At 34.8% G+C, this 22,832-nt stretch carries 20 protein-coding genes and 1 other RNA gene; 1 reads left to right on the forward strand and 20 read right to left on the reverse strand.

The genetic code is table 11. The features are described from left to right. Positions 1 to 4: 4 nt before the first annotated feature. From C7377_RS04055 to C7377_RS04100, 10 genes are all read right to left on the reverse strand, one after another. A complete protein-coding gene (locus tag C7377_RS04055) occupies positions 5 to 1,648 on the reverse strand; it encodes a M20/M25/M40 family metallo-hydrolase (RefSeq protein WP_116496028.1) in 1,644 nt (547 codons plus the stop codon). 12 nt (positions 1,649 to 1,660) lie between these two features. Beyond that, a complete protein-coding gene (locus C7377_RS04060) occupies positions 1,661 to 2,413 on the reverse strand; it encodes a tetratricopeptide repeat protein (protein ID WP_116496029.1) in 753 nt (250 codons plus the stop codon). A 35-nt stretch (positions 2,414 to 2,448) separates the two neighbouring features. Continuing rightward, positions 2,449 to 4,296 (reverse strand): BatD family protein, encoded by a 1,848-nt coding sequence (locus tag C7377_RS04065; RefSeq protein WP_116496030.1) that lies wholly within the window; start codon positions 4,294 to 4,296, stop codon positions 2,449 to 2,451. Between the two features lie 71 nt (positions 4,297 to 4,367). Beyond that, positions 4,368 to 5,267, reverse strand: a complete 900-nt coding sequence (locus tag C7377_RS04070) for a tetratricopeptide repeat protein (protein ID WP_116496031.1) — start codon at positions 5,265 to 5,267, stop codon at positions 4,368 to 4,370. Next, positions 5,260 to 6,180 (reverse strand): VWA domain-containing protein, encoded by a 921-nt coding sequence (locus tag C7377_RS04075; protein ID WP_207778404.1) that lies wholly within the window; start codon positions 6,178 to 6,180, stop codon positions 5,260 to 5,262. Before C7377_RS04075 ends, C7377_RS04070 begins: the two co-directional genes overlap by 8 nt. A gap of 139 nt (positions 6,181 to 6,319) precedes the next feature. Then, positions 6,320 to 7,309, reverse strand: a complete 990-nt coding sequence (locus C7377_RS04080; protein ID WP_207778424.1) for a vWA domain-containing protein — start codon at positions 7,307 to 7,309, stop codon at positions 6,320 to 6,322. A gap of 5 nt (positions 7,310 to 7,314) precedes the next feature. Further along, the gene (locus C7377_RS04085) at positions 7,315 to 8,280 is read right to left on the reverse strand and encodes a hypothetical protein (RefSeq protein ID WP_116496034.1); all 966 of its coding nucleotides are present in this window, start codon (positions 8,278 to 8,280) and stop codon (positions 7,315 to 7,317) included. Between the two features lie 55 nt (positions 8,281 to 8,335). Next, entirely contained in the window at positions 8,336 to 9,214 is an 879-nt protein-coding gene (locus C7377_RS04090) for a DUF58 domain-containing protein (protein WP_116496035.1), read from the reverse strand. A 9-nt stretch (positions 9,215 to 9,223) separates the two neighbouring features. Next, positions 9,224 to 10,219: an AAA family ATPase gene (locus C7377_RS04095; protein WP_116496036.1), complete on the reverse strand. Its 996-nt coding sequence runs from the start codon at positions 10,217 to 10,219 to the stop codon at positions 9,224 to 9,226. A gap of 97 nt (positions 10,220 to 10,316) precedes the next feature. Continuing rightward, on the reverse strand, positions 10,317 to 11,594 hold the full coding sequence (locus C7377_RS04100) for a permease (protein ID WP_116496037.1): 1,278 nt from the start codon (positions 11,592 to 11,594) through the stop codon (positions 10,317 to 10,319). Positions 11,595 to 11,695: 101 nt separating this feature from the next. Between C7377_RS04100 and rnpB the strand changes: the two genes are divergently transcribed. Next, positions 11,696 to 12,041, forward strand: an RNA gene (rnpB, locus tag C7377_RS04105) — RNase P RNA component class A. Between the two features lie 67 nt (positions 12,042 to 12,108). Here rnpB and C7377_RS04110 read toward each other — a convergent pair. The 10 genes from C7377_RS04110 to C7377_RS04150 form a co-directional block, all read right to left on the reverse strand. Beyond that, positions 12,109 to 12,984, reverse strand: a complete 876-nt coding sequence (locus tag C7377_RS04110) for a hypothetical protein (RefSeq protein WP_116496038.1) — start codon at positions 12,982 to 12,984, stop codon at positions 12,109 to 12,111. Positions 12,985 to 13,214: 230 nt separating this feature from the next. Next, positions 13,215 to 13,580 (reverse strand): hypothetical protein, encoded by a 366-nt coding sequence (locus tag C7377_RS04115; RefSeq protein WP_116496039.1) that lies wholly within the window; start codon positions 13,578 to 13,580, stop codon positions 13,215 to 13,217. A 12-nt stretch (positions 13,581 to 13,592) separates the two neighbouring features. After that, positions 13,593 to 13,898, reverse strand: a complete 306-nt coding sequence (locus tag C7377_RS04120) for a hypothetical protein (protein WP_116496040.1) — start codon at positions 13,896 to 13,898, stop codon at positions 13,593 to 13,595. A 22-nt stretch (positions 13,899 to 13,920) separates the two neighbouring features. Next, complete coding sequence (locus C7377_RS04125; protein ID WP_116496041.1) at positions 13,921 to 15,237, reverse strand: OmpA family protein; 1,317 nt, start codon at positions 15,235 to 15,237, stop codon at positions 13,921 to 13,923. A gap of 222 nt (positions 15,238 to 15,459) precedes the next feature. Further along, positions 15,460 to 17,034 (reverse strand): LuxR family transcriptional regulator, encoded by a 1,575-nt coding sequence (locus tag C7377_RS04130; RefSeq protein WP_116496042.1) that lies wholly within the window; start codon positions 17,032 to 17,034, stop codon positions 15,460 to 15,462. Between the two features lie 152 nt (positions 17,035 to 17,186). Continuing rightward, a complete protein-coding gene (locus tag C7377_RS04135) occupies positions 17,187 to 18,368 on the reverse strand; it encodes a porin (RefSeq protein ID WP_116496043.1) in 1,182 nt (393 codons plus the stop codon). A 113-nt stretch (positions 18,369 to 18,481) separates the two neighbouring features. Beyond that, positions 18,482 to 18,658, reverse strand: coding sequence for a hypothetical protein (locus C7377_RS09370; protein WP_165806842.1), 177 nt, complete (start codon positions 18,656 to 18,658; stop codon positions 18,482 to 18,484). A gap of 15 nt (positions 18,659 to 18,673) precedes the next feature. Then, the gene (locus C7377_RS04140) at positions 18,674 to 20,545 is read right to left on the reverse strand and encodes an ABC-F family ATP-binding cassette domain-containing protein (protein WP_116496044.1); all 1,872 of its coding nucleotides are present in this window, start codon (positions 20,543 to 20,545) and stop codon (positions 18,674 to 18,676) included. Between the two features lies 1 nt (position 20,546). Beyond that, the gene (gene murA / locus C7377_RS04145) at positions 20,547 to 21,809 is read right to left on the reverse strand and encodes a UDP-N-acetylglucosamine 1-carboxyvinyltransferase (protein ID WP_116496045.1); all 1,263 of its coding nucleotides are present in this window, start codon (positions 21,807 to 21,809) and stop codon (positions 20,547 to 20,549) included. Between the two features lie 5 nt (positions 21,810 to 21,814). Continuing rightward, positions 21,815 to 22,831 carry a UDP-N-acetylmuramate dehydrogenase gene (locus C7377_RS04150; RefSeq protein WP_116496046.1) on the reverse strand — a complete coding sequence of 339 codons (1,017 nt, stop codon included), beginning with the start codon at positions 22,829 to 22,831 and terminating at the stop codon, positions 21,815 to 21,817. Position 22,832: the final 1 nt, after the last annotated feature.

The following is a 22,832-nucleotide window of genomic DNA, read 5'->3' on the forward strand; positions in this document are numbered from 1 at the left end:
CTTGTTAGTTTTCTCTTATCGATTTGAATTCAGAATTTTCATTCCACTTAGGAAAGCTATTTTCATTAGCCAATCGATAACCTATTTTAAAGAACAGTTTGGCATCTTCTACATTGCCTGATAGGTCTGACTGCTCTGGATAATAATTGTCGCCTGGTTTATGATATGCATTTGCCCAATAATTATTAATTTGTTCCTTAGCCCATTCTTTACCGTACTCACGACTATCTTGCCAACCCTTAATAAATAGTGATGGTACCCCTACTTGAGCAAATCTAAAATGATCTGATCGATAATACATTCCGTTTTCAGGGAATGGTTCAGCAACAATGTACCGATCTTGTTTTTTTGCTTCTTCAGCCACATAATTATCTAACTCAGACTGCCCAAAGCCAGTAATCGTTACATCCTTCATTCTTCCCATCGGCAAAAACAACTCGTAATTAAGATTAGCTACTGTTTTGTCTATCGCAAAGGGACTGTGCTGTGCATAATATTGTGAACCAATCATTCCGGTTTCCTCTGCAGTTATAGAAAGAAACACCACAGAACGCTTTGGTTTTACCTTTAAATTAGAAAATGCTTTGGCAGTCTCAAGCATGCAAGCTAATGGGATGGCATTGTCACAGGCACCGTTGTAGATACTGTCGCCATTGTTGTCAACAGGTCCAATTCCAAAATGATCCCAATGAGCAGTGTAAACAATACATTCTTCAGGATTAACAGTGCCTTCTAGCACTGCAGCTACATTTTTACTGCTCGTGTATTTCAATTTATTTTTGATTGAGATATCCATATTTGTACCCAGTTCAATCGCTTCAAAATTTCTATTCAAAGCATTCTCTCTAAGTTGATTAAAATCTTGACCACAAGCATTAAATAATTTTTCACAAGCTCTGTCATTTATCCAACCTTCTAACGTACACATATTTTTGTTGCCATTTTCTGCTTGGATATAAAGATTTGTCTCTGCGGTATTTGTCAAAACATTCCACCCGTAACCAGCAGCATCAGTACTATGAATTACCCAAACTCCTGTGGCGCCTTGTCTGGCAGCTTCTTCGAATTTATAAGGCCATCTACCGTAATACGTCATCGCATTGCCATTGAAAAGCGTACTGTCTTTCGTAGCAAAGCCTGGGTCATTAACCAAGACTAAAACAATCTTTCCTTCTACGTCAATGTTCTTATAATCATCCCAACCATACTCTGGAGCAACAATACCGTAGCCGGCGAAAACGATAGGTGTATCCTTTAACTTCACTTCATCAACGATATGCGGTGTTGTTGCAATATAGTCTTTGATATTTTCTAGCTTTAGATTCCCTTTTTTTGTTTTCAGATTAATTTCGGTTGATGGGGAATAGTTCATAGAGACTATTGGGACTTCTTGAAAATAACTGTTGTTTTCGAAAGCTCCTTTTAAGCCCATGTCTTTAAAAACTTTCTGTAAATATTCCGTAGTTCGTTTTTCACCTATGGTTGAAGGTTTTCTGCCTTGAAATTCATCAGAGGCGAGAGCCATAACATGCTTTTCGAGATCTTCAGCATTTATCGTAGCTTCAGCTTCATCAGGGTTAGCGCTCTTATTATTGCAAGAGTAAAAAGCTGAGGTCATAAGTAAAATAAGCAGGATGTAGTTTTTCATAGTTTTATTTATTTAGATTTTAACAACTTCTTTGGCAGGTAACCAGCCCTCCCTTTCATCAGCTAATTGAATTTTGTACCAATTGCCAACTTTATCTAAGACTTTTACTTTTGTACCAGGATGCAGTATAAACAGGTCGGTTCCATTGTTGCTCGGTGTACTCTTAGCTGTGATATTCTGTGCGAAAACAATAGCGTGTGTTTTATTCTCATTTACCGAGTACTGAGAATAAGAGGCATAGAAACTGAACAAAGAAATTAATAGACTAAACAAGATAAATGAAAAGAAAATTTTACGTTTTTTTTCTGAAAATGTTCTGATGAATAATGTCAGGAATATAAAAAGAACTGCCCAGAAAGCAATGCCAATATACGCCCAAGTGTTACTATGGAATTCCTCAACAAGAAGCTGTATCCATCTGAAAAAGAAAACACGTTGCGGTTTTTCTATTTTGTCCACTTTTTGTGCATTTGCATAGGCTAGGTTGGCACGGATGTCTTTGTCAGAGGGATTTAAACGATAAGCACGTTCGTAATTGAGAATAGCACTCGCTAAATCGCCTTTTTTGAAGTAGGCATTCCCTAAATTGTAATATACTGAAGCCGCCTCGCCTTCATTTTTCAGTACATTTTCATAGTTAGAAATTGCCTCATTATAATTACCTTCTTTATACTGTTCATTCCCTTTCGTAAATGCAGTATCTTGTCCCCAACTTAAGGAAGTTATCAAGAGTAACGTGAAAAGTATATTAATCTTTTGTATCATTTTGTTGTTGTTTTCACAATAAAAACCCTCTCAGATTAAATGTTTTGTTCTAATTTACTAATAATATCAACAGCGCTTTGGTAGCTATTCCTCATATTTGCCGAGGAAATAGGGGCGTACTGTGCCATTTCGCATTCGTTCAGCGTAGCAATATATGCCTCAATATTTTCTTCAGGAACCCCTTTCTGAACAAGTAAATCATGAATATTGTCTTTATTTAATTCTGATTTTGGAATATGGAGTTTATCACTTGCGAATCCCCATAGTGCTTCTAAGACTTGAGCATAAAATTCTTCTTTATTGTTTTGTTCTAAACTTTTTTTAGCTGTCTTTAATCTTTTGATAGCTACTTTATTTGCTTTTTTGCTCTTATTTTTCATCACGTCAGCTGACCGAGCTTTCTGTTGCTTCAGAACTATAAAATAAATAAGAGCAATAAAAGGAATTCCAACTAGAAGAATCCAAAAAACTAAGCTATTCCAAAAATAACTATCTTTTGTTCTCAAACTAGGTATTTTTGTTTTAATGAACTTAATATCATTTCCTAATTCTGACACATCTTGTTGATTATTTTGGTAACGTGATATAGCTTCAGTATTGTCTATTTGCTTAGTTCCTTGAGTTACTTTTAATGTATAATCTTGTGATTTAATTTCTTTATAAGATTTAGTAGAAGGATCAAAATAACTAAACGTAATTCCTGGTAGTGTGAAAGTTCCAGCTTGTCTTGGAATAATTAGATATTCAAAAGTAGTACTTCCATTCATACCTGAAACCGTAATGCCGGAATTATTCATCGTTTTGGGATCATAAACTTCTAAGTCAGGAGAGAACTGTATTTTGGGAGCTTTTTGCATCTGTAAGTTACCATTACCTTTTAGCGTGATTTTGAGTGTTACCGCTTCATTGGTTGACACACTATCAGCACTTAAACTAGAACTGATAGTAAATTTACCCACAGCATTCGTAAATGATGCAGGTTTATTAGAGGGAAGGGGAATTACATTGACTGTTATTGGAGGATTTTTTGCACTTACATTGAATTGTTGCACACTTCCACCAAAGAAATCATCAAAAATGCTTCTTCCAGAACTCACCCGTTGTTGTGCCACAGCACTGATAGAGAAATCATCAATGGTAAGCTTTCCGGCACGCTGTGGAAATAAAATATACTTGCCAATCACTGCAGTATTGTAGATTTGTCCATTGATATTTTCTTGAGAAAATTGATTTTGTCCACTGTTCGGAACTTCTTTACTCAAAAATCCGTTAAATGATGGAGGATCAATCTGCACATTGGAAATACCCCCATAGCGTGTGTATAACTTTAATGTAGCTACAGTGTGTTCATTAGGATATAAATTATTTTTACTCAATAAGACTTTCACAAAAAAGTTATCTTTTTGGTTTTTTGAAAGTGTAGTTGCTTGTTTAGGGGATTTTTGTTGTTCTTGAGGTTGCGTAGTGCTACCTTGATTAGGCACTTTAGCATTACCTTCTAAAACTTCAATCTCTTTGGTGGCAGTCTCATAAGTTTTGCCATCAATGATTACTGATGCTGGAGGTATGGTGTATTTACCTTTCTTTTCTGCTAAGAGCACATAGCTATAAGTATAAGATTTGTTGCTAGTCATTTTTCCATTAACAATACTTACGTTTCTTGAGGAGTAAACAGAGGGCCCCATCAGTATTTGGAAACCTAACAATTCTGGTATTTTTATATTGTCTTCTGGCTTCTCATTCAATACGTAGCTAATCTTAAACCGATCGCCTTCATGAACATATTCAGGAGCATCTAGCGTAAAATTTACCTGTGCGCTAAGCATAAAACTCCATAGTAGTAATAGTCCCAGTATTAAATATCTTTTACTATTTTGTTTCATAAGTATTCTGTCTCCGATTAATTATATTCTTACAAAGATACAATTTTGAATCTACCTTTTTTCTTAGGATTTTACCAATTCTTTTTCTTTTTCACACGACCTTTTTTACGTGTTTTGTCTTTTTGTACCTTCTCCTGAGATTCCTTTTCTTCTACTGCAATAGCATCCAATAAATCTTCAGCCTCTTCTTTAGAGAGTTCTACAGGAATAAGTTGTTTTTCTCCATTCTCATCTGGATTTCCTTCCTTAGAATCTGACGGTTCAGGCGCATTATTTTCTCGTTCGTCATCTCCCTTTTCTCCATCTTTTTGATCTCCTGATTCTTGGTTGTCCTGTTTCTTTTTATCCTTTTGTTCATCCTCTTGGTTTTCTTCTCTCTCTCCTTTACCTTCTCCTGGTTTAGGTTGTGGCTTAGTTTCCTTATCCCCATCTTTAGGTTGATTATCTTGTTGGCTTTTCTGATCTTGTTTGTTTTCGTTATCCTGTTGGTCTTGCTTTTTCTGGTTTTGATTCTGCTGTTGTTGCTGTTGCTGTTGTTCCCGCAATTTCATAGCATAGATCAAATTATACTTAGTTTCCTTATCATCAGGATTCTCTCTTAGCGACTCTTTATATGCTTCAATAGCTTTATCAATTTTTTGCGTGTGCAAATAGCTATTTCCAAGGTTATGCAGTGAAGCTGATTTCCACTCCTTTGTTTCTAAAGAATCTAAAAGACGAATGTATTTTTTTACAGCTTCTTTATAATTCTCTTGCTTGTATGTAGTATTAGCAATATTATAGTGGGCAACAAAGGATGTTGGATTGTAGTCCAAAGCTTTACGATAAAGAATTTCAGCTTCATCAAAAATACTATCTTGATATGCTTTATTTCCTTCACGAACCATCTTTCGTTCGTTATCACTAAGTGAACAAGAGGTTGCCAAAAGACCGATTATTACAATTAAGAGATATGTCTGTATTCTATTCATTTTCTTTTAAAATCTTTTCTTGATTGTCAACTTTAAAAATACTGTACTTTGCCCAAGAAGTATGACGTCTTTCCGGGAAAAGAATTCCTATAATCAGTAAAATAATACTGATAGCAAGAAAGTATTGATATTGCTCTGCATGAGCTGTAAATTCAGTGCTTTCATAAGTTTCTGTATTCAGTCTATTAATCTCAGAGAATATATCATCCAATCCAACATTCGTATTACTTGCTTGGATGTAAGTCCCGTTTGCAGCGCTAGCCACTTCTTGAAGATACGTAGGATTTAGTTTAGAAATAACGGTATTCCCAGCTTCATCTTTTATAAATTCTCCGTTCTGGCGTGGTGAAGGAATAGGTGCACCCTTTTCTAACCCCATACCAATAGTGAATATTTGTATGCCTTTTTTGTGTGCTTCTTTGGCTGCTTTCATCGCATTTCCTTCATGGTCTTCACCATCGGTGATAATAATGATTGCTTTACCGATGTCACTGTCTGTTGTAAACGATGTACTTGCTAATGAAATAGCGCTTCCTATTGATGTTCCTTGTTCTGAAATAAGATCAGGACTTATCGTAGATACAAAAAGTTTAGCTGCAGAATAGTCATGTGTCATCGGTAATTGAATAAATGCATCACCTGCAAATGCGACTAAACCTAATTTATCGTTTTTTAGTTTGTCAATTAATTGTGATAATGCATACTTAGAACGTTCTAATCGGCTAGGAGCGATATCTTCTGCCAACATAGAGTTTGATATGTCTAAAGCAATCATTATCTCGATTCCCTCTTTTCTTATGGTTTCTGTACGTTCTCCAAACTGTGGGCGTGCAATTGCTAAAATGAGGAAGAAAATCGACCCAATAATAAACAATGCCTTATACAACGGTAAATTTCTGGCGTACTGTGGCATCAAGTTCCTTACCAAGTCCCATTGTCCGAATTTTTTGATGGAGCTCTTCCTTCTACGTAAATAAAACAATAGCAATACTATAAATAGTATGCAAATCAACAACAAGTAAAGGAAATTATGGTTAGCAAATCGAAACATATCAAGGAGTTATTTTAAGTATCCAAAATTTTAATAAAATATACAAAGCTAATAATGCTAATCCTATAAATGCAAAGAGTTGGAACATTTCATTATGTCGTGTATGTTTATCTTTTAAAATTTTAGTTTTTTCAAGTTTATCTATCGCCGTGTATATTTCTTTCAATTTATTCTTTGTGGTAGCACGATAATATTTACCATCAGTTGTCTCGGCTATGGTTTGTAGAAGTGCTTCGTCCAGCTTTACAGGAAGGTTGTCGTAGAGTATATGACCATTGGGTCGTATACCTACAGGCGTACGAGCGGTTCCGTTTGAACCAATCCCAATAGTGTAAACTTTTACCCCAAACTTTCCAGCTAACTCAGCTGCTGTCTCTGGCGCAATAGAACCTCGGTTGTTTTCACCATCTGTGAGTAGGATGATAACTTTAGACTTGGCTTCACTCTCCCGAAGTCGGTTTATTGAGGTTGCTAATCCATTTCCTATAGCTGTACCGCCATCAATAGCATCATTTGTTTTCACTTCCGAAAAAAGATTAAGCAAGATACGCTGGTCTGTGGTCGGAGGACATTGAGTATAACTTTCTCCACTAAAAACAACCAAACCGATACGGTCATTGGGGCGATTGGTAACAAACTCCATCGCAACGTCTTTGGCTGCCTCCAGACGATTTGGTTGGAAATCTTGAGCTAACATACTAAATGAAATGTCTAAAGCAATCACAATATCAATACCTTCGGTTTTGCTTTTCTCAAAACTAAATGAAGTTTGTGGACGTGCCATTGCAACAATCAGAAAAACTAATGAAGAAAATAGCAAGGTGTAAAGAATATGTTGCCAAACCTTTCTCGTCTTCCTAAAATCTCCAAATGCAATTGTATTTGGGACCTCTATATGTGCGTGTTGTTTTTGATGCTTCCAAAAATACCAGCCAAGAAGCGGAAGCAAGAGTAGCAACAACCATAAATATTCCTTATCTGCAAAAGTTATATCTGTCATTTTGCACCTCCCTTTTCAGTATTGATTATAATTTCTTTTGTATGTTGCACAAACTGAACGGCATCGCTCCAGCTCTTATCATTTTCATCTGGTAGGGGATTACCTTTAGCGAATTTTGCCATATCAGCACGACTGAAAATATCACGCAGGCAATCAATGTTTTCCGGTTTTACATCCTGCAATTTTATAGCTGTTAATATTTCACTGCTTGTGCTTTCCATTGTATGCATTCCATAGCGTTCGTCCAAATAATGTCTAATGATATCCGTAAGTTCTGAATAATAAAGCTTAACTCTATCATTTTGCCATAGCTTTTTAGCTTTCAAGTCACTGAGAGCTTCAAGAGCCTTCACATCTGCTGGTCTATTGTCAACAATTTCTTCTTGTTTCTTTTCTTTCTTTTTCTTATAAATCAAGAAATAGTAAAGCAATATTGCAACAATGGCTAAAATAACTAGAAAAATAATTCCAATAATCTTTGCATAAGGTAACCACTCACTAAATTTAAAAGGTAAATCGGCGGGAGGTTTTATGTCAAAAATTCCTTTTTCCATATCAACGATGGGATAGTTCACGTATAACATTGCACTGTCTGTGGTCATTGTAGAGTTATAGCCTTCCTCGACTATTCCGACCTCAAATGGAGGGATAAAAATATAACCCGTGTCAAAAGAAGTAACTAAATAATCGTGGGTTATTTGTTGTATGTTGTCTTTTAATTCAAGTGTATCAATGGTTTTACTGATGATTTCAAGACTTTCTCCAATCTTTTCTTTAAAATCAGGAAAAATAGCTTCTTTACCTTTCGGAACAGGAAGAGAAAGACGAAAGTGTATCTGGTCTCCAATACTAAAAACGGTGGTATCTATTTGAACTACAGGGGGGATACTGTCTTGCTGAGCATTCGCTGAAGTAATACTTATCAGTAAAATTAAAAATATTTTTACAATTTTCTTTATCATGTACACCTTTTTTAAGATGAATAAAAATTTAAAATAGAGAATATTTTAAATTATCTTATTTACCAGCTCTTTGTTTAAATAAATTCTGTAATGCAAAAACATAATCCTCATCAGTACGAATATTAACAAAATCGACTTTTTTCTGTTTAAACAACCTTATGGTATTATTTTGAAAATTATTCCACCATTCTGAATATTGCTCACGAACCTTTTTATTGGCAGTATTTACCCAATAATACTCTCCAGTTTCTGCATCTTTTACTTTCAAAATTCCTACGTTTGGAATCTCAGTTTCCCTATGGTCATAAACCTGCAATGCTACCACATCATGTTTATTATTGGCGATGGATAATGCCTTGTCAAAATCAGGAGAAACAAAGTCTGAAATTACAAATGTAGTACAGCGTCTTTTTTGAGCATTAGTAAGATATTTTAATGCTACAGCTACGTCAGTACCTTTACCTTTAGCTTCAAAACTAAGTAATTCCCTAATAATTCTGAGAATGTGAGATTTTCCTTTCTTGGCAGGAATATATCGTTCAATCTTATCGGAGAAGAAAAGAACGCCCACCTTATCATTGTTTTGAATAGCAGAAAAAGCCAGAACTGCAGCAATTTCGGCGATTTGTTCTCTTTTGAATTTATCTTCTGTACCGAAAATTGTTGAACCACTTACATCTATAAGAAGCATTACGGTCAGTTCTCGTTCTTCTTCATATAGTTTGATGAAAGGTTGGTTGTACCGTGCCGTAACATTCCAATCAATAGTTCTTGTATCATCACCATATTGGTAATTACGAACCTCGCTAAAAGTCATTCCTCTACCTTTGAAACGGGTGTGATATTCACCTGCAAAAATATTATTGGAAAGACCTCTGGACTTGATTTCAATCTTACGAACTTTCTTGAGTATGTCTTGTGTGCTTAGACGCATGATTCTCTTCTAAGGTACATCAATAGTATTCAGAATTTCACTAATTACATCATCAGGACTGATATTATTCGCTTCTGCTTCGTAAGTCAATCCAATACGATGACGCAACACACTGTGTGCAACGGCTCTTACGTCTTCAGGAATAACATAACCTCTACGCTTAATAAACGCATAAGATTTTGCTGCGATTGCTAAACTTATACTTGCACGTGGAGAGGCTCCAAATGCTATCATGTCCTTGAACTGCTCTAAACCATTATCTTCTGGGAATCGTGTCGCAAATACAATGTCAACGAGATATTTTTCTATTTTTTCATCTAAATACACTTCCTTAACTATAGAACGTGCATTTTCGATAGCCTCTGTAGTCATTACTTTATTAGGAGTAGGATAATCCTTAAGAAGATTTCGACGAACAATCAGCTTTTCTTCTTCCTTCTTAGGATAGGTAATAACTGTTTTTAGTAAAAAACGGTCAACTTGCGCCTCTGGCAGTGGATATGTCCCTTCTTGTTCAATTGGGTTTTGCGTAGCCATTACTAAGAAAGGTTCTTCCAACTTGTAAGTTTGGTCACCTAAGGTTACTTGTCGCTCTTGCATAGCCTCTAAAAGTGCCGCTTGAACTTTAGCAGGAGCACGATTTATCTCATCGGCTAAGATAAAGTTGGCAAATATAGGACCTCTTTTTACTTGAAATTCTTCCGTCTTTTGACTGTAAATCATTGTACCTACAACATCGGCAGGGAGTAGATCTGGAGTAAACTGAATGCGATGATATTTTGCCTCTATCATCTCAGCTAAAGTCTTTATCGCCAAAGTTTTTGCTAATCCTGGAACTCCTTCCAATAAGATATGTCCGTTAGATAGTAAGCCAATGAGTAACGACTCAACTAAATGCTTTTGTCCAACCAGAACCTTATCCATCTCCATGGAAATAATATCCACAAAGGCACTTTCTTTCTGGATTCTTTCGTTTAATTCTTTAATATCAACAGCTATTGTCATATGCTTTTATGTTTTTTAACCCTTGCAAAAATAACAAGGAGTACCTTAAATTTCAGTAAAGGTTTGTTAAAAAATACTAAGGGCACTATGATCATAATTATAATCGTCCTTCGTAGGTGAATCCCCTTTCTTTTACAATCTTTTCTACTGTTTCATCAGTAATAGCTCCTTTGATGAGCAAGGTTTTTTTAGGAACATTAACATTAACTTCTTGAACGGATTCGAATGCACTAAAAGCATCTTCAAGACTTTTTTTACAATGGTTGCATGATACGTCTGGTACTTTGTAAATACTACTATCTTTTGAGTGTGTCATAGGTTTTGTTTTTTCAATATGTTTTTGAATGTAAATATACAAAATAAGCCCCACAAGTATTATAGTGGAGATTGTTTGCAACCAAAAGATCCAGCCTTGTTCGCCACCGTGTACGTGATTATGAGATAGATTTTCAATGGTGAACCATTCCCTTGGAAGAAAAGTATCTATCAAAATGCCAAAACCTACTGCTGCTCCAATAATGGTTGCTAAGTATGCGATTAGACTTTTCTTTCCCATTGTCTTTCCTATGAGTGTAAAAGATGCAACATTAGTGGCGGGACCTGCCATTAAGAAGACTAAAATAGCACCCGGAGAAATACCTTTGCTCATCAAGACTGCAGCAATGGGTACAGAAGCAGTTGCACATATGTACAAAGGCATAGAGGCAACTAAGATGAGTGCGATACCTAAAATTCCCGAGGAAATATAGTTTGTGAAGAAAGCATCAGGAAGTAATACAGAAATAAAAGCTGCAACTAAAATCCCAATGACAAGCCAACGAGCAATGTCTGATAAAAATGTGAGAAAAGCATACCGAAACACTTCCGCAATACGACTAAAACCACTAGCTTTTACTTCTGTAGCACAACTTATAGTCTTTTTTTCTACGGTAACCTTAACACGATTTTCTTTCTTGGTAAAGAGATTGGTCGCTATACCGCTTAAAACACCACTGATAAGAGCCACTGTAACTCTGATGATTGCCATGGGTAAGCCTAACATTGCGTAGGTTACCAGAATAGAATCTACACCTGTTTGGGGTGTTGAAGTTATAAAAGCATTGGTTGCACCTTTCGATGCACCATTTTTATACAAAGAAATCCCTGTAGGTAATACACCGCAGGAGCATAAGGGGAGTGGGATTCCTAACAAAGTAGCGTTGACGGCTGATTTTGCATTGCTTTTTCGTAAATATTTACTGATAAATTTCTCTGGCAGATAGACTTTTAATAATCCTGCAAAGAAAAGTCCCAGCAATAAATAAGGAGACATTTCATTGAGAATATAGAAGAAGTCAATAAAAAACTGTTGGATGTGTTGATATATATTGGTCATTACTGTTATTTATAATCAACAAAAATAAGCAAAATCTAAAGACCATAAAGTCTTTAGATTAAACTTAATGTAAACTTGATTCTTTGTATCTTTGCCCGCAACAAGCAGGTCGTTCTATCGCTACAGATGTAGAGGAAAGTCCGGGCAATACAGAGTACCGTCCTTCTTAACGGGAAGATAGGCGCGAGCTTATAGTCGTATGGAAGAAAACAACCGCCCTTCGGGGTAAGGGTGAGAACGTGAGGTAAGAGCTCACGCACAGTTTTGGTGACAAGGCTGTGGCATGCCTGACGGATTGCAAGACCATGTACACCAGCAATTAAGGTTTACTCGACCGTTGTTGGGGGGTAGGTTGCTAGAGACTGTCGGTGACGGCATTCCGAGATAAATGATAGAACCATTGTTTCGACAAATGGACAGAACCCGGCTTATAGACTTGCTTGTTTTTTTTAAGGGATGAACAAATATTTGTTTATCCCTTAAACTTTAAATAAAAACTCTGAATATCAAATTTTTACAGTATAAATTTTGCTGCTTTTTTAGACATATCATATATTTCTTTTAATTCCTCATCACTTAATTCTCTCATTTCAGGGTCATTTCCTTGTACTGTTTTTTTCCATTCCTTGAATGACATTTTCTGAATTTTTTTTAACTCCTCTTTCATTTGTTCTATTTCCATATCTTCGTTGAAATCATCTGAAGCATCATCATTTTCTATAAAACTTGAAAGCCTTTTTACAGGATAGTCAGGTAATTGTAAGTCTTTATCTGAGATATCTACATCGAAAGTGGCACTAACAGCTTCTTGAACTGTAAGCAGGCCAGCTATATTTCCCTCTATCTTAAGAGGGACGCCTTTATAAATCCATTGTTTAACACCCATCAATTCCCATATATCACATGGATAACCAAGTACCTTTTCCGTACCTATTTTCTTTCCGCCCATAGCCTCTAACCCTTTTTGTCCAAAATCTCCTGCATCTTGATTTGGATAGAATGCTTTGATAAAATTCATTGGCATATCATCAGATTCATAAATTACCTGTTCCTCGAAATCTACAGAGTAACTCTTTCCTGATATTAATTTATCTAACGTGTGTGAACTTTGTACATCTCTTTTTGTACCAGCAAATGGTATCTTAACAACAGTGGTGGTGGTTGATTCCTCTTCTCTTAATTCGGTAGCACCTGAATCTTTAAAAACACAACGAGCTGTTCCTTCTTCAGATATCGAACTTCCCATCATATTACCACTACCCGTTATTCGATAATTAACAATTCCTGATTTAACATCGTAGCGTTTAAGTTTATCATCATCTTTTTTTGAACTGTTACTGCAACTTGTAATCATTACAAATGCAAATAATAAAATCTTTAAATTTTTCATTTTAATACTATTTTTTTAAGTTGATAAAGTTTGTAATCAATTTCACTTGTGAACCTATTAGGCTCTTGTTCAATTATTTTAGCATAAATGCCAGGCATATCATTAATCATCCAAAGCTTTTTCTTTGTTTCAGATTCAACAGCTTCTATCACAGTGCATTCGTAAATACCAATTGACGTTTTAAGTCTTTCGGTTCCAATAACCCTAAAGCTGTTATCCTGTTCAGGATATTAAGGGCTGGTATAGTCAACATTTGAAGGGAACTCGGTGTCTTTAGGTAAATTGTATCTATCGTATCCATAAAATATGTAATCAATTTCTAATTTCATTTCTTCTAAGTTGGTATTTACATTCGCTGTTAATGTTTTAATTTCATAAGATTTTAAAACCTCATTCCATCGTGAATATTTATAGATTAGTTTATTTACTTTATCCAAACTTTTAATCATATATGTAATATCCTGCCACGGTAATTTACTTTCTTCGCCATCATATTTATAATTTCCATATTCAGAATAAAAATCTGATTCAGTAAATTTAAATGGAATTAACTTATTTGATTCTTTATTTTTTTCTAAGTAATACACTATATCCACTTTCTTATATTCCTATATTGAATCTGAAATGGTAATGATTTTTCCTATATCATTCAAATTGCTGTCTATTTTGCTGCTCATCTTGATTGTCTTGTTTTTGCTATTATACTCCCATTTGCCCGCTTCGATTATCTCTCCCATATTAAACAATCCCAATTTTAAAACACCGCCTTTTTCAAATATTATACCGCTGTTAACTTTCTTTTCTTTATTCCCTTTTCTCATTGTAGTAAGCCGCCACTCTCCAATAATGGATGTGTCTTGTGCTAACCCTGTTCCATAAATTATTATCAATAATAAGATTAGTGAATTTTTCATATTGTTAGTTTGATAAGTTAATCTATTTGATAACAACAAACTCTACTCTTCTGTTATTGGCTTTCCCTTCGGGAGTATCATTGCTGGCAATAGGTTTACTTTCGCCTAAACCTTTGCTCGTTAATCGATTTTGTGTTATACCCATAGCTACAAGTTTATTCATGACTGTTTTGGCTCTACCTTCGGATAAAGTTTGATTGTTAGCGTCATCTCCATCGCTATCGGTATGTCCCTCTACACTGAATTTTAGCTCTGGTTTTTTCTGCATCAACTGATAGATTTTATTGATAGGTCCCATACTTTCAGGGCGTAGCGTGGTTTTGTTTACGTCAAATTTGATTCCGTTTACGATAATTTTTCCGTCTTGTATGGCGCGATCGTAATATTTTACGCCACCTTTGGCTATTCGGATGTTTTTAAAATAGAAAGGTTTGTCATCTCCTAAATCTGCCCAATAAGCTTGCAGTGATAAGCCCTTAGGGTTACCCTTGTAATGGGGAATGTTTATCACTCTTGTATCGTCCATATACACTTTTAATTTTCCTCTTGTAAAAGCGATAGAGATATGAATCCATCGGGCATCATTAGAGTTTGTATAATCAATGTTTGGCATATACCCCATAACGTCATGTAATTCTTCTGATACACGCTTAGAGCTAATGTCCATATACATATTATATTCCCCACTTTCTAAGTTTTTTTTCTGGTTTATTCTGTCGTATAAATAGACAGATATTCTATTGCCATCAAATGGTTTATAAAAATCAAACTCTATTGTAAATACATCGGGTAAGTAATCTTCGCTACTATTTTTAAGATAAGGCACAATTTCTGGATTACCGTCTATAAACATCAATACATTTTCACCATTGATATTTGCTATTTCAACTTGACCTTTAACCAGATCCCATCGGCTTGGAAATTCGCCATTTTCCTCCATAGGGTCAGGACCGTCTTCAAAAATGACCTCATCACCGGGTACAAAGTCAAATTTACTCCATACAAGTTGCTGTTTTTTAGGTTTATTGGTGCCTGATACTTCTGTATTGCTGTCATCACTATGAATATCGCTGGTATTGTTAGAGCTATTTTCGTCTATTTTATTTTTTTCTGATTGCTTTTTTGACTTTCTTTTACCGTCAATTTCATCTTCAACTTGATCGAATTTTTTATCAATTTTTTTATCGATTCTTCGCTTAGACCTTTTTTCTGCTTCTTGCTCTATCTTTTTTTTAGCATGGTTTCTTAATTTTTTAAAAAGTTGTGCATCTACAGGATTTGATAGACAAATAGCTATAGATAGAAAAAAGAATGTTGTAATAATTTTTTTTGTTTTCATGATTTTGCTTTTTAAGAATTTGACTTAGTGTTTCTGAAGTAAAAGTAGGAGTGTTGAAGTGAGAAAATTTCATCAAAAAGGGTAGTTTAAACCTACCCCAAGAGGTAGGTTTTACCATTATCAATCATTTTTACTATGGAAGAATAGTATAAATTAAACTTACGTTGTGTTTTTAGATAGAAAGAATATCTATCCAAATGTTAGAAAAAAATTACTGTGATGTTATTTAATTATTTCAATTTTTTTCATCGCTTCAATCCGACTTCTCACATCAAGTTTGCTGTAAATATTTTTGGAATGATATTTTACAGTATTTTTAGAGACGAATAGTTGCTTAGCAATCTCATCATTACTAAGTCCTTTTAATATGAGTTTCAAAACTTGTGCTTCTCTTTCTGATAAATTGAATGGTTTAATTTTTTCTTCATAAGAGATATTGTTCTTATTTATATTATCATCGAGCTGTAGCATATAGTTTTGTAACTTCTTGTTGAGGTTTTCTACTTTCAGTCGTGAATTTTTTCGGAAAAGGTAAAGTATAATCAAAAAACTTACTAACAATATTGTACCTATTACTAAACTATAAATCATTCTCTTATGATTTTGTCTTGCTTTTTGCTGACTCACTGCGCTTTCTGTGGCTAATTGTTCAATTCTTTTTTCTTTGTCTTTTGTTTCGTAAGCTATTTGTGCGTTAATAAGTGTTTTTTGAGAAAATTCATTAAAAATACTGTCTTTGAACAAGGAAGCTTTTCTATAGTAATTTAGTGCTTCACGATATTTCCCGACTCTTGAATAATATGTACTCAAGGTATTATAAGCAGCGAGTGCATTTTCTTTAGACCCTATTTCTTCTGCAATATTTAGTCCCTGATTTATTGAAATAAGTCCTTGTTCAGTTTGTTTTAATGCTATTTTATTTATGCCAATATTAACTAAAGCATTAGAAAGATATCTTTTATTTCCTCTGCGCTTGTGGATAACTGAAGCTTCATTGTAGTAGAGATTGGATATTCGGAATTTTTCCTGTTTCTGATAGATTTTACCTAATAAACTAAGCTCAGGTCCGTGTGTGTCTTTTTTACCATTATTTTTTGATAGTTCTAATGCTTTATCTGTATAATAATGAGCAGAATCATACTTATTTAAAAAGAGAAATGCCTCACCGATATTGGCATAATCATATTCCATACCTCTTTTATTATTTGAGGCTATCTCTAGGTTTAATGCTTTTTTAAAGAAATAAAGAGCTATGTTATATTTTTTTGCGTCAGTAAATAAATTCCCTATACCATTTAATGCAATTGCTTGGCTTGGAATACTAAATTTTTCTGCTAAAGTATGTGCTTTGAAATAATAGTCAAATGATTTATCTGTTATATTAACTTTTCTATATGCAATGCCTAAAGAATTTAAACATTTAATTGTTTCAAGTGTGTCTGCGGTCTTTAATAAATAGTTTAGTGCTAATTTATGATTTTGAATGGCTGTATAGTAATCATAATTATATCTAGCAATAAGTCCTTTTTGTTGGTATGCTCTTCCAACACCTTCCGTATACGCTAAACTAGTTCCTATATTAATTGCGCTGTCAATGATGTTATAGTCAACATATTTATTTCTTGAAGCATTTTTGAAAAGATTAATCAGGTTATCAACTTTCAGTTTCGTGTTAGGTGAATTTATAAGTGCAGTAAAAGTGCTATCTGTATCAACTTCTATCTGCTTATTTTGTGCAATAACATTCTCTAATGTTATTATAAGAAGAACAAATACTAGATTTAATAACCTTTTCATATATATATAAAGTCGGAATTAAGAAATATTCAATAAAGAAAACGAAATAAATTAAAATTATAAAATAAAAATTAATAGTTAAGATAACGATAAAGTTTTGGCACGATATCTTCGGACTCAATATTATCAATATAAATATACCCGTAGGTCGCTTAGAATGCCTTTATTCTGTAGATAACTCCTAAACTTATTCTGTTTTTATCATAATTACTGAAGAGGTTCGTGTTTCCCTCAAATTTTACTTTTTTACCCAAATAAGTGAGGAATAATCTCATTTCTTGATCTTCAAAAGGCATATATTCTATTCCTGCATAATAGCCATAAGACTTTCTGAAATTGTCGTCTATATATTCTAATTCAGCTACATTTGCGGTTTCGTAAATTCCTTTGACAAATAAATTCCACGATGATGAAGGCTGATATTCTGCTTTAGCGATAAAAGAATTGTAAGTAACGTCTTCAAAAATATTTACAGGAGTATTTGTACTCATAAAATAATCTTTTGCATCATTAGATGCCACAAGTAGTCGATCAAGATCCGAATCGTCTCTCATATAGTCAAAAGCTAATTGGAAGTTGGGTAAATTGAGCATTGTGCCTAAAGTGATTGAATAAGTATGTTTGTCTTTAGCATCAGTTTGTAAAGCAACAGCCCAGCGCGTTTTAATAACATCACTAAAAAGATTACCATTCCAGTTAAAAATATAAGTCAGTGGCATCTTACTTTCTTCAATTCCTTCAGGTAAGTAATAGTTACTATAAAAATCTTCAAATTTATCATTATGATTATCTGTTATCTGAAATACAAACTCATGGTCTTTATTTGGGGTGTAAATGACAGCAGCACCCAGTTGGAAACAATCCATGTTTTCTCCATAATCTGAAAATTCATAAATATAAATTGGGTTTAAATCATATTCCCAACCACCCCAATATTGTATGAGCTTACCACCAATTACAGTTATTTTATCATTAAAGTGATAACCTACTTTTAATATATCCGTAGCTTTAGATAAGCCATCAAGTGATCCTTTTTCATTTCTCTGGTTTAGTTTGTGACGTAGTCTGTAAAATAATTTATCTGTAAGATAGCCTTTGGCTTCGAAGCGAATATCCTTCATTCTGAACTTTGCACTCCAATTATTAGAACCATTATCCGCTAGGTCAAATGTGGTGTGCGTGTTCAAATAGATATTTAATTTATCTGATTTTTTTTGAACGATATTTAGTTTCTGTGCAATCGAGGGGTATTCCTCATTGGTAATATTATCTTGTGCGTTAATAAAGTTAAAACTTAATAATAGCAAAGAGAATCCAAAGAATAGCTTTTTCATGAAGTTCAAATAATTAATTGTTTTTTGAAGCGCCAAAGATATAAAAGACAAATGAATAAAGAGTTCGTGTTGTTTTGTAACATTTTCTTTTGGAGATGCTATCAAATGTCTATCTACTCCTTTTTGTTTCTATCTATAATCATAGCGATAATTAGGCATAGCATTGCGGTTATTCCTAAATAGTTATCTATGTTTTGTGGTGAGCCTAAATCTTTGTAGTCAAAAAGACATAACTGAGCAATTATTAGAAGTACCGCAAGAATGATTAAACCTGTTCTTAGTTTCCTCATAGTTTATGGGTGGTGTTATCTGTTCTCTTTTAACTCTTCCGCAAGCATTTCCAATTCTATCCAGCGTTCAGTCTTTTCATCTATTTGTTGCTTGACTTTTTCATATTCTTTAGAAAGTTCTGACACATCTTCCAAAGGAGAAGGGGCATTAAATTTTTTCTCAATTTTTTGTTTTAAACTTTCAAGTGTGGCAATTTCTTCTTCTAATTGTTCGTATTCCAACTGTTCTTTGTAAGAAAGCTTAGTTTTTTGTCGTTTAGGTTTTATCGTCTTTTCCTCTTTGGGTTTTACTTGTGTTTTCTGTTTTTCTTCAGATTCTTGGCGGTACTGCGTGTAGTTTCCTGCAAAATCTCTAATCTCTCCGTTTCCTTCAAAAATAAATAAATGGTCAACCATCTTATCCATAAAATAACGGTCGTGAGAAACCACCAAAAAACAGCCTTCAAAGCTCATCAAAAATTCCTCTAAAATATTGAGCGTGACTATATCCAGATCATTGGTGGGCTCATCAAGGATAAGAAAGTTCGGATTGGTCATTAGAATACGACATAGATTCAAACGCTTTTGCTCGCCACCACTTAAATTCTCTACAAAATCATGCTGTTGTTTGCGAGAGAAAAGAAAACGTTCCAGCAGTTGCTCGGCAGAGAGTTGGCGACCTTTTGACAAAGGGATATAATCAGCCACTTCCTTTATTACTTCTACAACTTTCTGTCCTGTTTTAATTTCAATTCCTTTTTGAGAGTAATAACCAAATTTTACCGTTTCGCCCCATTCTATTTCGCCACTGTCTATATTTTCTTTTTCGGTTAGTATATTTAAAAAAGTGGTTTTCCCAGTACCATTATTGCCTACAATTCCAACGCGTTCTCCCTTTTGAAAATTGTAACTGAAATTCTTTAAAATTGATAGATTGTCGAAACTCTTAGAAACCTTATCTAACTTTATGATTTTTGAGCCTAGACGCTCCATTTGAACTTCTATCTCAATATTCCGATGTTCTCGACGCAAGTGTGCAAGTTCTTTGATGTCATAGAAACTGCTGATGCGCGATTTTGACTTTGTACCTCGTGCTTTAGGTTGGCGACGCATCCAGTCTAACTCTTTCCGATAGAGATTTTGAGCTTTACTCACTTCGGTTTCAAACTGCTGTATGCGTTCTTCTTTTTTCTTTAAGAAATAAGAGTAATTTCCTTTGTACTTGTAGAGAGTTTTGTCATCAAGTTCCCAAATTTCATTACAAACGCATTCTAAGAAATAGCGGTCGTGAGTAACCATAAAAAGGGTAACTTTTTCTCGGGCAAGATATTGCTCCAACCATTCAATCATTTCCAAATCCAAATGGTTGGTTGGCTCATCTAAAAGTAACACATCAGGCTTACTTACCAAAATGTGAGCTAATGCTACACGTTTCTTTTGTCCACCTGAAAGCGTTCCGACCTTTTGCTCAATGTCTGTAATTTTTAACTGTGTCAAAAGTTGTTTGTAATGTTGCTCAAAAACCCAAGCATTATTTTTATCCATTTGTTCGAAGGCTACTTGATAATTCGCTTCATCTTCTGGATGTTTGAGTGCTTGTTCGTACTTTTCTACAATTTTAAGTAAAGGACTTTCAGATGCAAAAATTGTTTGCTCTATCGTCAAATTATCATCTAATGTTGGGAGCTGAGGCAGAAATTCAATAACGGCATCCTTGTCTCTAAGCACAGAGCCTTCACCATCAGACTCGTCAATACCCGCAAGAATATTCAACAAGCTGGTTTTTCCTGTCCCATTTTTAGCAATAAGAGCAATTTTTTGTCCTTCAGTAATGGCAAAACTCAGTCCTTCGAAGAGCACACGCTCTCCATAGGATTTTTTCAGATTGGTGGCGGTGATATAATTCATTCTAAGACGATACTCGCTCTATTTTTGCCCCCAAATTACGAAGGCGTTCATCAATATTTTCATAACCTCTATCGATTAACTCAGCATTATCAATTACGCTTTCTCCGTCTGCCATCATTGCCGCGATAACCAAGGCGATGCCCGCTCTTAAGTCAGGACTGCTAAGGTGCTGAGCTTTAAGTTGGGTAATGCCATTTACGATAACTCTGTGAGGGTCGCAAATAGTGATGTTTGCACCCATGCCTACGAGTTTGTCACAGAAGAACATTCGGGATTCGAACATCCAATCGTGGCAAAGAGTATTTCCTTCTGCCTGCGTAGTAAGCACAACCATCGGACTCATTAAGTCTGTTGGAAATCCTGGCCATAGTCCTACTTGCACTTTTCGTGAAGGAGCTTTTAATGGTCTTTCGTAACGTACGCGTACCGTAGTATTATCAATAAACTCCGGTTTTGCACCCATTAAATTCATATAAAATGTAGGAGTGATAAGATGTTCTTTTACAATGTTTTTTATTGTAATATCACCTTTGGTACATAATGCGGCAATCATAAAAGTGCCTGCTTCAATATTGTCAGCAACTACCTGATGAGTAACACCTTTCAGTTTTTTAGTGCCTTTTATTTTAAGTCTATTAGTTCCAATGCCCTTAATTTTCGCACCCATCTTTACTAAGATATTTGCTAAGTCACTCACGTGAGGTTCACAAGCGGCGTTATCTATTATCGTTTCTTTAGAAACAGTTGCTGCTAATAATAGTGCATTTTCTGTCGCAGTTACAGAAGCTTCTTGAAGGAAGAGATAAGAATCTTGCTCATCAGGGAGAACAGCCTCATAAGTTGTCGTCGAAAAGTTCAATTTGACTCCCATTCCTGTAAATACATCAGAATGAATATCCAGCCCGCGTTTGCCTATAACACAACCACCCGGGGGTGCTATAGTTCCTTTTCGGCATCTTCCAAGTAGAGCTCCTAAATATAAGATAGATGCTCTTATTTTTCTTACCAATTCTTGAGAGGGCACAGCATGTGTTATGCTTCCTGATACTTTCAGAGTATTACTTTCAAAAACGACAGTTTTGCCTAAGTCTTCTAAAATGGCAACCATAGACATTACATCTAATATTCGAGGCACATTATGTAGCGTACAAGGCTCATCGGTAAGTACTGTTGCTGCGATAATCGGTAATGCTGCATTTTTATTTCCAGAAACACTAATTTCACCTTTTAGTGGTGTTCCTCCTATAATTTTAAATTTAGACATATCTCTTAATTTAGTTCTCCTACAAATTCTATCTCTGATTGTAACACTATTCCCGTTTTCAGTAGCATTTGTTTTTTTATTTCATTAATTAATTTCAAAACGTCCTCTGCTGTTGCTTTTCCAGTATTCTCTATAAAGGCAGCATGACCTTCAGAAATTTTAGCACCTCCAATTGTTTTACCTTTTAATCCTAAGACCTTGTCAATAACATAACCAATTGAAGGTGTAGGGTAGCCCAACTTTTCTTGCTGTTCATTTGTTAAGTTATGGAACAAGCATCCCGCAGAACGTTGCGGTTGATTTTTTTTCTTCATTATCCATTCTTTGGCTAATGCTTTTGCCTCTTTACTTTGTCCTTGCGTAAGCACTAAATCACAACTAAGTACTGTTTCTTGAGTTTCGTGTAAAATACTATAATCGTAATCAAATTGAAAATATTCTTGAGAAACATTTTTTACTTCACCATTACTAAGCAGTTGAGCCTGTGCTATTAAATCTCCAAAGAATAATTTTGCTCCATGCATATTCATATAAGTAGCACCACCAACAGTAGCTGGAATGCCCGCAAAAAGCTCCAAACCTGAGATATCCACCTTTAAGAGCTGATTCATCAACGTTGGGATTTTTATACCTGAAGCAATTCTAACGATTACCTTATTTTGCCTTTCTTCTAATGGAGTTACCACATCTTCTGCTCTATGTCTGGCTAATGCAGTTGATTTTAGTTCAGGGATTTCAGCATCTTCTAAGATTTCCCAATCCTTTGCTTTATTTATAATGATAAGACCTCTGTAACCTTTGTCCGAAACCAATATATTGCTACCTCCGCCAATAATTTTATAAGGTATGTGATGAGAATTACATGCAATAATAGTGTCGTGTAGCTCAGGCAATGATTCAATGACACATAATAAATCTGCTTCACCACCAATTCTAAAAGTAGTGTGAGGTGCAATGGGGCAGTCCCTTTGAAATGAAATGCCTAAAGAAGTAAGACGCTCTATGAGTGCTTGGTAGGACATT

It is taken from the genome of Balneicella halophila, assembly GCF_003096835.1.
GTDB lineage: Bacteria > Bacteroidota > Bacteroidia > Bacteroidales > Balneicellaceae > Balneicella > Balneicella halophila.

Coding starts and splice junctions, on each gene's coding strand:
- C7377_RS04055 (WP_116496028.1), bottom strand. CDS start 1,648: ATGAAAAACTACATCCTGCTTATTTTACTTATGACCTCAGCTTTTTAC.
- C7377_RS04060 (WP_116496029.1), bottom strand. CDS start 2,413: ATGATACAAAAGATTAATATACTTTTCACGTTACTCTTGATAACTTCC.
- C7377_RS04065 (WP_116496030.1), bottom strand. CDS start 4,296: ATGAAACAAAATAGTAAAAGATATTTAATACTGGGACTATTACTACTA.
- C7377_RS04070 (WP_116496031.1), bottom strand. CDS start 5,267: ATGAATAGAATACAGACATATCTCTTAATTGTAATAATCGGTCTTTTG.
- C7377_RS04075 (WP_207778404.1), bottom strand. CDS start 6,180: ATGCCACAGTACGCCAGAAATTTACCGTTGTATAAGGCATTGTTTATT.
- C7377_RS04085 (WP_116496034.1), bottom strand. CDS start 8,280: ATGATAAAGAAAATTGTAAAAATATTTTTAATTTTACTGATAAGTATT.
- C7377_RS04090 (WP_116496035.1), bottom strand. CDS start 9,214: ATGCGTCTAAGCACACAAGACATACTCAAGAAAGTTCGTAAGATTGAA.
- C7377_RS04095 (WP_116496036.1), bottom strand. CDS start 10,219: ATGACAATAGCTGTTGATATTAAAGAATTAAACGAAAGAATCCAGAAA.
- C7377_RS04100 (WP_116496037.1), bottom strand. CDS start 11,594: ATGACCAATATATATCAACACATCCAACAGTTTTTTATTGACTTCTTC.
- C7377_RS04110 (WP_116496038.1), bottom strand. CDS start 12,984: ATGAAAAATTTAAAGATTTTATTATTTGCATTTGTAATGATTACAAGT.
- C7377_RS04120 (WP_116496040.1), bottom strand. CDS start 13,898: ATGAAAAATTCACTAATCTTATTATTGATAATAATTTATGGAACAGGG.
- C7377_RS04125 (WP_116496041.1), bottom strand. CDS start 15,237: ATGAAAACAAAAAAAATTATTACAACATTCTTTTTTCTATCTATAGCT.
- C7377_RS04130 (WP_116496042.1), bottom strand. CDS start 17,034: ATGAAAAGGTTATTAAATCTAGTATTTGTTCTTCTTATAATAACATTA.
- C7377_RS04135 (WP_116496043.1), bottom strand. CDS start 18,368: ATGAAAAAGCTATTCTTTGGATTCTCTTTGCTATTATTAAGTTTTAAC.
- C7377_RS09370 (WP_165806842.1), bottom strand. CDS start 18,658: ATGAGGAAACTAAGAACAGGTTTAATCATTCTTGCGGTACTTCTAATA.
- C7377_RS04140 (WP_116496044.1), bottom strand. CDS start 20,545: ATGAATTATATCACCGCCACCAATCTGAAAAAATCCTATGGAGAGCGT.
- murA (WP_116496045.1), bottom strand. CDS start 21,809: ATGTCTAAATTTAAAATTATAGGAGGAACACCACTAAAAGGTGAAATT.
- C7377_RS04150 (WP_116496046.1), bottom strand. CDS start 22,831: ATGTCCTACCAAGCACTCATAGAGCGTCTTACTTCTTTAGGCATTTCA.